Annotated in this window: 12 protein-coding genes; 7 read left to right on the top strand and 5 right to left on the bottom strand. The window is 49.8% G+C overall.

Going from position 1 to position 12340, the window contains the following annotated elements:
- The first annotated feature begins 1 nt into the window (after position 1).
- A complete protein-coding gene (locus EVJ24_RS01800; protein ID WP_131439105.1) occupies positions 2 to 682 on the top strand; it encodes a glycerophosphodiester phosphodiesterase in 681 nt (226 codons plus the stop codon).
- A 30-nt stretch (positions 683 to 712) separates the two neighbouring features.
- Here EVJ24_RS01800 and EVJ24_RS01795 read toward each other — a convergent pair whose 3' ends face one another.
- The gene (locus EVJ24_RS01795; protein WP_131439103.1) at positions 713 to 1990 is read right to left on the bottom strand and encodes a glycoside hydrolase family 32 protein; all 1278 of its coding nucleotides are present in this window, start codon (positions 1988 to 1990) and stop codon (positions 713 to 715) included.
- Entirely contained in the window at positions 1987 to 4326 is a 2340-nt protein-coding gene (locus EVJ24_RS01790; protein ID WP_131439618.1) for a glycoside hydrolase family 65 protein, read from the bottom strand. The genes EVJ24_RS01795 and EVJ24_RS01790 overlap by 4 nt, the downstream gene beginning before the upstream one ends.
- Before the next feature lie 172 nt (positions 4327 to 4498).
- On the opposite strand from EVJ24_RS01790, the gene EVJ24_RS01785 reads away from it, so the two are divergent.
- Positions 4499 to 5209 carry a DUF1189 family protein gene (locus EVJ24_RS01785; protein WP_131439101.1) on the top strand — a complete coding sequence of 237 codons (711 nt, stop codon included), beginning with the start codon at positions 4499 to 4501 and terminating at the stop codon, positions 5207 to 5209.
- On the opposite strand, the gene EVJ24_RS01780 is transcribed toward EVJ24_RS01785, so the two are convergent.
- Entirely contained in the window at positions 5210 to 6226 is a 1017-nt protein-coding gene (locus EVJ24_RS01780) for a LacI family DNA-binding transcriptional regulator (RefSeq protein WP_131439100.1), read from the bottom strand.
- A 232-nt stretch (positions 6227 to 6458) separates the two neighbouring features.
- On the opposite strand from EVJ24_RS01780, the gene EVJ24_RS01775 reads away from it, so the two are divergent.
- The 5 genes from EVJ24_RS01775 to EVJ24_RS01755 are packed head-to-tail and all read left to right on the top strand — an operon-like array spanning position 6459 to position 11923.
- Positions 6459 to 7736 carry an ABC transporter substrate-binding protein gene (locus tag EVJ24_RS01775; RefSeq protein ID WP_071398319.1) on the top strand — a complete coding sequence of 426 codons (1278 nt, stop codon included), beginning with the start codon at positions 6459 to 6461 and terminating at the stop codon, positions 7734 to 7736.
- A gap of 56 nt (positions 7737 to 7792) precedes the next feature.
- Positions 7793 to 8758 (top strand): carbohydrate ABC transporter permease, encoded by a 966-nt coding sequence (locus tag EVJ24_RS01770; protein WP_131439098.1) that lies wholly within the window; start codon positions 7793 to 7795, stop codon positions 8756 to 8758.
- A gap of 13 nt (positions 8759 to 8771) precedes the next feature.
- Entirely contained in the window at positions 8772 to 9596 is an 825-nt protein-coding gene (locus EVJ24_RS01765; protein ID WP_131439095.1) for a carbohydrate ABC transporter permease, read from the top strand.
- 12 nt (positions 9597 to 9608) lie between these two features.
- The gene (pgmB, locus tag EVJ24_RS01760) at positions 9609 to 10259 is read left to right on the top strand and encodes a beta-phosphoglucomutase (protein WP_131439093.1); all 651 of its coding nucleotides are present in this window, start codon (positions 9609 to 9611) and stop codon (positions 10257 to 10259) included.
- Positions 10260 to 10309: 50 nt separating this feature from the next.
- Complete coding sequence (locus EVJ24_RS01755; RefSeq protein ID WP_131439091.1) at positions 10310 to 11923, top strand: alpha-glucosidase; 1614 nt, start codon at positions 10310 to 10312, stop codon at positions 11921 to 11923.
- Between the two features lie 11 nt (positions 11924 to 11934).
- Here the strand turns inward: EVJ24_RS01755 and EVJ24_RS15335 are convergent, their stop codons facing one another.
- Together EVJ24_RS15335 and EVJ24_RS15405 are read right to left on the bottom strand one after the other, a co-directional pair.
- Complete coding sequence (locus tag EVJ24_RS15335; RefSeq protein ID WP_161567338.1) at positions 11935 to 12087, bottom strand: hypothetical protein; 153 nt, start codon at positions 12085 to 12087, stop codon at positions 11935 to 11937.
- A 49-nt stretch (positions 12088 to 12136) separates the two neighbouring features.
- The gene (locus tag EVJ24_RS15405) at positions 12137 to 12283 is read right to left on the bottom strand and encodes a hypothetical protein (RefSeq protein ID WP_201740341.1); all 147 of its coding nucleotides are present in this window, start codon (positions 12281 to 12283) and stop codon (positions 12137 to 12139) included.
- Positions 12284 to 12340: the final 57 nt, after the last annotated feature.

Here is a 12340-nt window from a genome sequence, read left to right as displayed (position 1 = left end):
CATGTTGATTTACGCGCATCGCGGCTATAGCGCCAAGTATCCAGAAAATACGTTGTCGGCGTTTCGAGCGGCGTTACCTTTCACCGACGGGATCGAGCTCGATGTCCAATTGACGCGCGACGGTCGTCTCGTCGTCATCCATGACGAGACGGTCGACCGGACGACGGACGGGAGTGGATACGTCAAAGATATGACGCTCCGCCAACTTCGTTTACTCCGCACCGAGAGCGGGGAACGAATCCCGACGCTCGAAGAAGTACTCTTATTGATTGAATCGTCCGATGTCACGCTCAATATCGAACTGAAGACGGATCGATTCGATTATGACGGGATTGAATATCTCACATGGCTCGCTGTCACCGAGTTCAAGCTCGAGCAACGTGTCGTCTTCTCGTCATTCAATCCGGATACGCTCATCCGGTTACGAGATATCGCCCGAGAAGCGAGGATCGCCGTTTTGACCGGGGAGGGACATCCAAAACTGGTCGATTTCGTCGAGCGGATTGGGGCCGAGGCTGTCCATGCTCAACCGGAGTTTATCGGGACGAGAGACTGGACGACGCTTCGGGAACAGAATCGTTTGATTCGGCTCTACACGATCAACGACCCGAGCGAGCTGCCGGACATGACTGGTGTCGACGCCATCATGACGGACGAGGTCGAAAGGTTCTATGTAAACTGAAACAGCCCGAGACATGAGTCTCGGGTTGTTTTAGTAGCGATGGAGCGTCGCAGTCACGTCTCCCGTCAATTGATGCGTGCGCTTCTCGCTCGGATAGACCCGACTTGAGAAGACGAACTCACCGTCATTGACGAACACTTCGATTGAAGAAGCGTCGACGAAGATGCGGAATGTACGACCGCTCGCTTGTAGGCGACGTACCTCATGTCCGCGTGTCAATTCGAGTGTATTACCAGATTTCGAGAAGGTAGCGGTCTCCCCGAAACAGGCGAATTGAAAGTCGGCTTCTGTGTCAAAAGAAAGTTCGAACGCGTCTCCTTCAAATTTCGGTCCAGCTAAGCGCTGGCTCGTCTGCCGAAGCGATGCCATTTCTTCGATTGGAGTCATGTACAGTCGTCCATTTCGAAGCGATAACTCGCGCGGGATTGTCATCTGATTCGTCCATCCTTCGGCTTGTTCCGGCCAATCACGTTCCCACATGGCATTCCACGCGATCAAAATACGTCGTCCTCGTTCGTCAAGGAACGTTTGGGCGGCGTAGAAATCGTGGCCATAATCGAGCTCGGTAAAAGTGCCATGTGTGAAGAGCGGGGCGTTCAAGTCGAGGTGACCGACGAAGTATCCGCACTGATGCAAGTTATGATATCGATCACCGTCTTGCTCCATCCCTTGGGGTGAAAGGAGCAAGACGTCGTGACCGTCAAGGTGAAACAGGTCGGGACATTCCCACATCCAACCGTGTTCGCCCGTCTCCCCAGCGATAACGCCGCGCTCAGACCAATGAATGGCATCGTCCGAGTCGTAGAGGACGACTTTTCCGTCTGTCGCGTCACGCGTACCGAGGACCATGTAGTAGCGCCCTTCTTGGTCCCATACTTTCGGGTCGCGGACGTGAGCGTTACCCCGTGCGGGTTCGCCGGAGATGATCGGATTGTCTAAATGCTTTTTGAACGTGTTGCCATCTGCTGACGTGGCGAGACATTGAACTTGTCTGAGCGTCTCGCGTTTCTCATCAAGCCACACGTTGCCGGTATAATACAAGTGAAGTACGCCGTCTTTCACGAGGGCACTCCCTGAGAAGACCCCGTCCTGGTCATAGTCTAGACCGGGACGAAGGGCGATCGGTTTGTGCTCCCAACGAATGAGGTCGGTCGACGTGGCATGTCCCCAGTGCATATCGTCCCAGTCTACCCCGAACGGATGGTACTGATAGAACAGATGATAAACACCATTATACTGGCACAGTCCATTCGGGTCGTTCATCCAACCGAACGGCGGGGCGAAGTGATAGTGGGGACGAAACGTCATACCGACAGCACTTCGCTCGTGAAAGCGTCTACGATTAAACGTTCTTCGCCATATACTTCGATTGTGACGGCATCATCTGTTGGTTGACGTCGAGTGATCGTCACTTTTTCTTGCGTCGCCTTCACGTCGAGCGTCTCGCCTTGCCAGTCGATTGAGAACGTGAGTGAGGTCCAAGCTTTCGGGAGCATCGGCGAAATGCGAAGCTTGCCGCCTGTCATACGGACACCGCCGAAGCCATTGACGACTGCTTGCCAAATGCCACCAAGCGAAGCGGCATGGATACCGGCGTCTGACGTCTTCATGTTCGGGCCGAGATCGATTTCAGAGGCGCGGCGGAACAAATCGTATGCCAATTCTTGATCGCCGAGATCAGATGCCAAAACACTATGTGTCGATAAAGACAGTGACGAATCGTGCAACGTTTTCGGTTCATAATAGTTCCAGTTGGAGCGTTTCACGTCCGCAGAGAACAGATCTTCCAACAAATACATAAGAATCATAACGTCTGCTTGTTTAGACACTTGAATCTCGTTCACTTGTTCAAGGTTATAGTCGAGGAACATCGAACCGACGTTCTCTTGATTCTTATACTTCGTCAAGTCGATGATCTCTTTTTGTAAATAGGTGTCGTCTTGTGGCAACACCCCGTCCTCGCGTACTTGCGGCAAGTAAATTAAGTCGAGCACGTGACGGAAGCGTTCGTCCGCCGTTTCCAGGTCGAGTTTATCGTTCAACTGCTCGAAAAGTTCAGGTTTATCCGTACGGAGCAACTCGACATACTCGATTGCCTTGTTGATGTTCCAGTGTGCCGTATAGTTCGTGAAGGCGTTGTTATCGACGTGCTCTTTATACTCGTCTGGTCCAACCACTTCGTTGATCTCATAGCGCTTTGTTTCTTCATCCCACTCTAAGCGGCTTGCCCAGAACTTGGCTGTGTCGATAAGCAGTTCATACCCGTAGCGATCCATAAAGTCCTGGTCACCGGTGACATGGTAATACTGCCAAGCGGCGAAGGCGATGTCTGACGTGATGTGCTGTTCGATGAAGCCCGACCAAATTTTCGTTGCTTCACCTGTGACGATGTCGGCCGCGCCCCAGATCGGTGTGACTTCACCATCATCAAGCCATGCCGACTCCCACGGGAACATGGCACCCTCGTATCCGTTCTCTTTCGCTTTGCGATGAGCGCCGGAAAGTGATTGGTAGCGGTACTCGAGCAGGCTGCGAGCGATTTTTGGGTTCGTATACGTGTAATACGGGAGAATAAATATTTCCGTGTCCCAGAACGTATGGCCTTTATACCCTTCGCCCGACAAACCTTTCGCACCGACGTTCATCCGATTATCATGTTTCGGTGTCATGACGGCCAAGTGGTACTGTGCGAAGCGGATTGCGAGCTGGTCGAACATCTCGTTCGATTCGATTGCAATCGGGGCGTGCTCCCAGACAAGTTCGTTCCAAGCCTGGATATGCTCCTCGAGCAAGCGGTCGTATCCCATCGCCTCGATTTCTTTTGTCACGTTGAGCGCGTGATTCGCGAGTTCTTCTGTCGTCTCGACCGTCAAATCTTTGTCGCGCGATGTGAAGATGGTCGAATACTTCTCAATCGTCAACGTCTCGTCTTGGGAGATGATCATGTCCGAGTAGTCAAAGAAGATTTTACGACGGTCCATCTTGATGATTGATTTGGGCTCGATTGTATCATTGAGCATAAAGTGGTGCACGCTATGGAACGCGAAGTCGATGCCTGACTCGGTCGTCGTCTGGATTTGTTGCATGAAACGTCCGTCGTATAGGCGTTTATCACCCTCGAGGAAATGTTGAACCCCGCTGTTTGTCGTTTGACCGTTTATGCCTGACGTAAGGGCGAGTACTGTCTGTTGCTTCGGCGTGATAGATACGCGCTGAGCGATACTATGCAAGTTCGCCATCGAGACGAACCGCTTGAAGACGAGTTCAAACACATCACCGTTTGGACTTTCCCACGTCACTTCTCGAATCAGTTCCGCTTGTTTTAGGTTAAGGGTGCGACGATAGGCGTGGATCTTTCCTTGTGTCAAATCGAAGCGAACCCCGTTCAATTTAAATTCCATCCATAAGACATCCGCCGCATTTGGCAGTTCTGTCACTTCGTTCGCCGCAAATTTATTGAACGTTCCGGCGACGAATAAGTTTCGTGTCTCGTTCGCATAATGTTCTTCTGTAACGGACCGTAGCCCCATGTACCCGTTTCCGAGTGAAAACACCGTTTCGCCTTTGCCGAGCCACTCTGGTCGGAAACCGTCCTCTGAGACGAGCCAATTTTGTAAATCACCTGTGCCAGTCGTATAGTTCATCAGTGTGTTTGTCACGGTATAACCTCCTGTATGATAAAGCGCTTTCTTGATTCGACCCCATTCTATCCGAAACGTTTCGGATGTTCAACCACTATTTTTGATATATTGGGTTTATTCGAATGATAAATCGTGATTTAATGGGGTTAGAAACGTTTTAGGAAAGAGGTTTGTCATGGAGCAATTAGTTGCAAGTTTGGGATTTAGATTCGATCAAGTGAAAATGTGGCGCGGCCAATCGATCTGGAAGTCGGTCTTTTACGTTTTGATCGCACTGTTGGTCTCGAATACGATTGTTTACGGTGTGAAGTGGGTGAATCAATCTACTCAGCTGGTCGAGTTGCCGGCTTTTTCGGTGACGGATGCTGGATTGCAGTATGATGAGGCGTTCGTTTTCGACGTGCCGGTACTTGATTTGACAGTCATGGTCGGGGAGGAAATACCGACGAACACGAAACAGACGCTATTACTAGCGGATGAGGGGTGGGTCTTCAAACGGAGCGGTGTGGAGACGGAATTGAACGGTTACACGTCACTCTTGTCGTTCACCGGGAGCAGCGAACTATCCGAGCGTGACGTTCAAAGTGTATTAGAAGACTTAAACTGGTTTTATCCAGTCTATATTTATGGATCGGTCCTGCTCGATCTTGTTGTTCATCTCATCTTGATTTCCTTGTTGGCGTTAGCTGGTCTCAGCTTCAAACGCTTCGTGCCAATCCGCTATAAGGAAGCGTGGACGATCACGGCGTATGGTATTACAGCTCCGCTCGTCGCTCGTACCATCATCGACCTATTACCGGTCAACGTCCCGATGCTTGCGGTGCTGTATTGGGCTACGGTGGGAATCTTTGCATTTATGACGATACGAAAAATCGGCGATGACTAATCATCGCCGATTTTTCGTGACTGATTCTCGTAAAACGAGTTGGTTATTGACGAACGCCTCGTGGGGGACGTCTTTTCCTTCGACAATATGAACGACCATCTCCGCTGCCGCTCGGCCCATTTCATACGGTTGTTGACCGATTGTCGTGAGTGGTGGCGATACGTATTGGGATAACAAGATGTTATCAAAACCGATAATCGATAAGTCCTCGGGCACATTCAGACCGAGTTCGCGAGTTGCTTGAAGAACGCCGAGTGCCATGACGTCAGAAGCACAAAAGATGGCCGTTACTTCTGGGTGGTTCAATAAAAACGGTAAGGCGACTTCTTTAGCGGCGAGTTCTTCAAAATCACCATTCAATACGTAGTCGTCAAATGTATCGACCCCGTTCTCTTGAAGCACTTGACGGTAGGCGTCATAGCGTACGGTCGAGACGTAGGCATGCGGGGAACCGTTCATAAAGGCGACATGGCGGTGACCGAGGCGAAGCAAGTAACGGACCGCTTGTTTAGCACTCTCTAGTTGGTTAGACGTCACATACCCGGTGTTTATACCTTCGATTGGGATGTCGACTAAGACACAAGGGACCGTACTTTCAATTGCCTCAAGCAAGTAAGGGTCGTCGCGTTTTAATCCTTGGATGACGACGCCGTCGAGTTGGCGCTCGGCGCACATTTGACCATACGTTTTATTTTTTTGTTTTGAAGTCGTTGTCGACAATAACACGAATTCATAGTCGAGTTTTGTTAGTTCGTCTGATACGCCACATAACGTCTCAAACATGAAGTTGTCTTTGACGCTCTCGCGTTTTAGGTCGGTGACGAGAAAGCCGATCGTCTTTGACTGCTTCTTGACGAGGCTTCGTGCCAAGATGTTAGGGCTGTATCCGAGCTCTTTGGCGATGCTTAATATTTTGTCACGTGTTTCTTTGTTCACGTCATCGTACCCGTTGAGTGCTCGAGAGACGGTCGTGACCGAAAAACCTGAAGCTTTCGAGACGTCTTTTAAAGTTGCCATAGGTAGTAGACTCCTTATCACCGAAAACGTTATGAATGTTTTCATGTAGAATGATTATATATCTATTCTAGTCGCTGATGCATAAAGCTGCAAACCCTTATTTATCAAGGGTGGATATCGAATATAAAAAAATGCTTGCTTTCCGAAACGTTTCGGGTATAAAATCGAGTTGTGAGTTGAAAGCGGTTACTTAAAGTTTATTGATTAATCATCCATGAGGAGGAAATCACGCATGAATAAGAAAGTTTCGAAGCCATTATCAGTTTTAATGTTATCAGGTCTTGTCTTCACGGCAGCTTGCGGTGGAGAAGAAGAAGCTCAAGTCGCTTCAGACCCAACAGAACTCGAAGGAAAAGAAATCACAGTTGGGACTTGGAAGGGAACAGATGCTGAAGTGAAGGCGTTCGACGAAATGCTTGCTGCCTTTACCGACGAAACAGGCATCACCGTGAAGAAAAAAGTCTACAATGACTATCAGACCCAGTTGCAGACCGATCTGGTCGGTGGGACAGCGCCTGACGTCTTCTACGTCGATGCGTTTCTAGCACCCGAGTTATCGAAACAAGGTGTCCTCGAACCGATTGATCAGTATGTTGAACAAGCTGAAAAAGACCTTGGTGATTTCTACGAGCCGGCCATCAACGCGTTTAAGTCGGATGATAAATTGTTCGGATTGCCAAAAGACTATTCGACGCTCGGTCTTTACTATAACAAACAAATGATTGAGGATGCGGGCTTCACGGCAGAGGATATTCCGGCCGAAATGGAAGAACTTCCAGCTTTCCTCGCTGAATTAAAAGATAAGTTACCTTCGGGTGTCGCACCAGCCATTACAACATCTGAACTCGCACGTCATATGTTCGTCATGCAGTCGGGCGGTACGGATGTCGTCGACGGTGATGGAAAAGCGGTCTTATCACAACCTGATCAGATTGCAGCGCTTCAACCGCTTGTCGATGCGTATCAAGACAAGCTCGTTCAACGGCCAGCCGATCTTGGTCAAGGTTGGGCCGGTGACTCGTTCGGTGCTGAAAAAGCAGCCATTATGATTGAAGGAAACTGGGCGATCTCGCATATCGAACAAAACTTCCCTGACGTTGAGATGGGAACAAAAGAAGTACCGACAATTGGTGGCGACAGCGGTTCTATGATGTTCACAGTGTCTTACTCACTGAACAGTGATTCGGATGAGAAGGCGGCTGGTTGGGAGTTCATCAACTACGCGACATCGAAAGACGGTATGAAGGTTTGGTCTGAAGGGGCCGGTGTCCTTCCATCGCTCAAGTCGATCGCTGAAGAGTTGAACCTGCAAGACGATGAATTGAAAGCACCGTTTGTTGCGGCTGGAGCTTATGCGACACCGTGGCAAAAAGGAGATTCACTCTCGATTGTTGCCCGTGAATACAACAACTTGTTGCCGGCAGCCCTCACAGGGGATATGACACTCGAAGAAGCGATGAAGCGCGCTGAAGAGGCCGCGAATAAAGATATCGAGACGCAGTTGCAGTAAGAAGAAGGGCTCGCGTGAAACCGCGAGCCTACTTTTGTTCGGAAAGGAAGGGTCAAATGGGCACTCAACTCGAGATAAATCGTCGTGCTGACACAGCGGCACAGGCGCCAGGTCCTCAAAAAAAGAAAGGGAACGAGCGTAATCGTCGGGAAGCCCTGCAAGGTGTCACGTTCATGTTGCCGACAATTATCCTCTTAGTGACGTTTACGTTACTCCCAATCTTCTATTCGTTATTCTTATCGTTCACGCGCGTCAACTTGTTTGGCGGAATTGATTTTCAATGGGTCGGATTCACGAACTACGTCAACGCCTGGAACGATGACCGGGTTTGGGCGGCACTAAATAACACATTCCGTTACGCACTCTTCGTCGTGCCAATTCAGACGGCAGTCGCTCTTCTCATGGCGGCGGTCCTCAACTCTGGAATTCGGTTCCAAAATACGTTTCGGACAATCTATTTCTTGCCGACGCTCACATCGAGCTCGGCACTGACGATGATTTTCATGTTCCTGTTCAGTTTGAACGGGCCGATTAACAATGCGCTCGTCAACTTTGGTTTGCTCGAGGCACCGATCAACTTTATCAACGAGACCGATTTTGCGCTAGCGACGATCATGGTCATGAACATTTGGTCGACGGTACCATTTTTTATGACGATTTACCTCGCCGGACTCCAAGACATCCCGCATTCGCTTTATGAGGCGGCATCGCTAGACGGCGCGAACGCATGGCAGAAACTGATGAAAATTACGGTCCCAAACCTGACACCCGTCACGAACTACGTCATTTTGATGGGGATCATCGGTTGTTTCCAACTGTTTGACCAAGCCTATATCATATCTGGTGGGACAGGTGGACCGAACAATGCGACGCTCACGTTCTCACTGATCATTTATCAATATGCGTTCCAAACGATCGGGACGATGGGCTACGCCTCGGCGCTCGCCATCATTTTGACGATCATCATCTTTACCGTATCGATGCTTGCTCGGAAGTTAAATAAAGAAGAATCCAACTACTAAGGAGGAATGGGATATGAAAAAGAGAAAATGGCCACGGATTCTCATGTATGTCATTCTCGTTTCATACGCGCTCGTCACGATGTACCCATTCCTATGGGCAGTGCTCGCATCGTTTAAACCGTATAGCGAGATTGTCGCAGGTGGTCTGACACTTTGGCCCGAAAATCCGACGCTTGCGAACTATGAACACATCTTCACGAATGATCCGTTGTTTCCGCGTTGGATCTTAAACTCATTTTTCATCGCGACAGTGGGGACAATCATCAACGTCATTTTTAATACGATGGCCGGTTATTCACTTGCCCGTTTGCGATTCCCAGGTCGGAACTACTTGTTCTTGCTGATTCTAGCGGTCATGATGGTCCCGGGACAGATTTTGCTCATCCCGAACTATCTCATCATGCGCTCGCTCGGCATTTTGGATACGTATGCGGCGCTGATCGTACCTGGTGCGATAAACTTTGCCTATATCTTCTTGATGCGGCAATTCTTCATCAACTTCCCACGTGAAGTCGAAGAGGCGGCTCAAGTCGATGGATTGAACCGATTCCAGACGTTTTGGCGCATCGTCTTCCCGATGGCGAAAGCCTCGGTCGCGACGCAAGCCGTCTTCGTCTTTCTCGGTTTCTGGAACGAATTCTTGAAGCCGCTTCTCTATATCACATCGCCAGAGAAGTATACGCTCACGCTCGGACTTCAGTCGTTCCAAAGCCAAAACGCGACACAATGGAACTACATTATGGCGGCCTCAGTCGTCAGTATCGTCCCGATCATCATTTTGTACATCGTGCTGAACAAGTACTTCATGCAAGGTTTACGAATCGGTGGGGACAAATAAGGAGAGATGGACATGAAAGCTTTTATTTTTGATTTGGATGGTGTCATTACGGACAGCGCTGAGTATCACTATTTGGCGTGGAAAGCGCTCGGGGAAGAACTGTCGATCCCGTTCGATCGTGAGTTCAACGAGACGTTAAAAGGCGTCAGCCGGACGGAGTCGCTCGAACGAATTCTGCGTCTCGGTGGCCGGGAGAACGATTTCTCGACAGAAGAAAAGGAACAATTGGCCGCGAAGAAGAATGAACACTATGTATCACTCATCAAAAACATCACGCCCGATGACGTCTTGCCAGGGATTGAGGCATTTTTGAGCGAGTTGAAGCAAGCCGGCTATAAGATTGGCATGGCTTCGGCTTCAAAAAACGCATTCATGGTGACGCGTCAGCTCGGCCTGCTCGATGCGTTCGACCATATCGTTGACGCGGCGACGGTCGCGCAGTCAAAACCGGATCCTGAAGTATTCTTGAAAGCGGCAGAAGCACTCGGGGTCGAACCGAAAGCGTGCATTGGAGTCGAAGATGCGGTGGCCGGTGTCGAAGCGATTCATGCGGCCGGTATGTTCGCTGTCGGAATCGGTGACCCGGCCGTCCTGACAGAAGCGAATATTGTCTTCACAGACACGACCGGACTCACGCTCGACAACGTATTGACACATATTTGAATGTTGCCTCGAGTGAAAACGCTCGAGGCCTTTCTATAGGGGGAGATAAAATGAAGCAAACATGGTGGAAAGAAGCAGTCGTCTATCAAGTGTATTGGCGCAGTTTCTTGGATACGAACGGGGATGGCTACGGAGATTTAGAAGGAGTCCGTCAAAAACTAGGCTACATCAAAGAACTAGGTGCTGACGTCATCTGGCTCAATCCGTTTTACGTCTCACCCGACAAAGACAACGGTTATGACATCGCTGACTATTATCGGGTCATGGACAAGGCAGGGACAATGGGAGACTTCGAGCGACTGCTCAAGGAAGCACACGAGCTCGGTTTAAAAGTGATTTTAGACCTCGTCGTCAACCATACATCAGATGAGCACCCGTGGTTCCGTGAAGCGAAAGCATCCAAAACGTCGCCGAAACGAGATTATTACATTTGGCATGACCCGGTCGAAGACTCAGCCCCGAACAATTGGCGATCGTACTTCGCACCGTCATGCTGGGAGTATGACGAAGGAAGCGACCAATATTATTATCATTCGTTCGCCGTCGAGCAACCGGACCTCAATTGGGAGAATGGGGAGCTGCGACAGGAAATCTACAACATGATGCGCTTCTGGCTCGACAAAGGCATCGATGGATTCCGGATGGACGTCATCAACTTGCTCGCGAAGCGCAAAGATTTGTCGAATGTTGACAACCCGTACGATTTGAGTTACTTGGCCAACAATCCGGGTATTCACGACTATTTGCAAGAAATGCGTGATGAGGTGCTCAAGCATTATGACTGCATGACAGTCGGCGAGATTCCGTTCGTCACTCCAGAAGAAGGACTGCTGTATGTCGACGAGGCACGTGGAGAGCTCGATACGCTGTTCCACTTCCAAATTGCTGATGAGATGCCGACGTGGGACATGCTTCGGTTCAAACAGATTCAACGAGATTGGTATAAAGGATTGAACGGACGAGGATGGAACTCGCAATTTTTGAACAACCACGACCATACGCGTCAAGTGACCCGCTACGGGAACGATGGGGAGCACCGCGTCGCCTCGGCGAAACTGCTCGCGACGCTCACGCATACGCTACCGGGGATGCCGTATATTTATCAAGGGGAAGAGATCGGCATGACCGGCGTCAAATTTTACTCGATTGACGACTATCAAGATATCGCCATGAAAAATCGCTACGTTGAGGAAATCGGGAAGGGACGTGACCCGAAAGACGTGCTGGCGAGTCTACAACTGCTCAGCCGGGACAATTCACGGACGCCGATGCAGTGGAACGCACAGAAGCATGGGGGTTTTACAGACGGCAAGCCCTGGATGCCAGTTAATCCGAATTATGAGCGTTTGAATGTCGAGACAGATTTGTCGCGAGAGGATTCGGTGTTTCACTATTATCAACAGTTGATTCGACTTCGGAAGAACAATCCTGCGCTCATATACGGAGAGTTCACCGATTTATTGCCAGAGGATGAGTCACTTCACGCTTATGAACGGAAACTAGGACAGGCCCGTTTCGTGATTGTCTTGAATCATTCGCACGAAACACGGACTCTTCCATTTTCGATCGATGCTCAATCGCTCGTTCTTCAAAATGTGGAGAATGGAACAGACGGATTGCTTCCGTACGAAGCGCGAATTTACATGACACCGACCGCTCGATGAGGCGGTCGGTGTCATGTTTTCTTTGGTGAATCGCTAAATGCAAAATACAGACCGACCCCGAGGGCAAGCCCGAGAAGATAGTTGTCGAGAGCAATCGCAAACGTGACGCCGACGCCGAGTGCAAGCGGAAAGGCATAGCTGCCCGTCGTCTGTTTGTTGGACATGGAGAACTCCTCCTTTGCCCAGTTTCTACGAGTGTCGCCTCAAAAAGTTTCAGGCTTTCTTCTTCGTTCCTTTAAAAGCGAAGAACATTGCGATGCCGATGCCGAGACCGAGCCACCAATTTTCGAACAACAATCCGAAGATGACGATAAAGGCGACGGCGACCGGTAGTGCTAAATATCCACGTTGTTGTTTCATTTTATTCATCCTTTCCCTACGTCTCTCTTTGACTGTTCCCGGAAGCAGAATAATTCA

It is taken from the genome of Exiguobacterium sp. SH1S21 (genome assembly GCF_004337175.1).
In the GTDB taxonomy this organism is placed as follows: domain Bacteria; phylum Bacillota; class Bacilli; order Exiguobacteriales; family Exiguobacteriaceae; genus Exiguobacterium; species Exiguobacterium aurantiacum_A.
The sequence above is the reverse complement of the archived record's forward strand: the minus strand, read 5'-3'. Positions and strand labels throughout refer to the sequence as shown.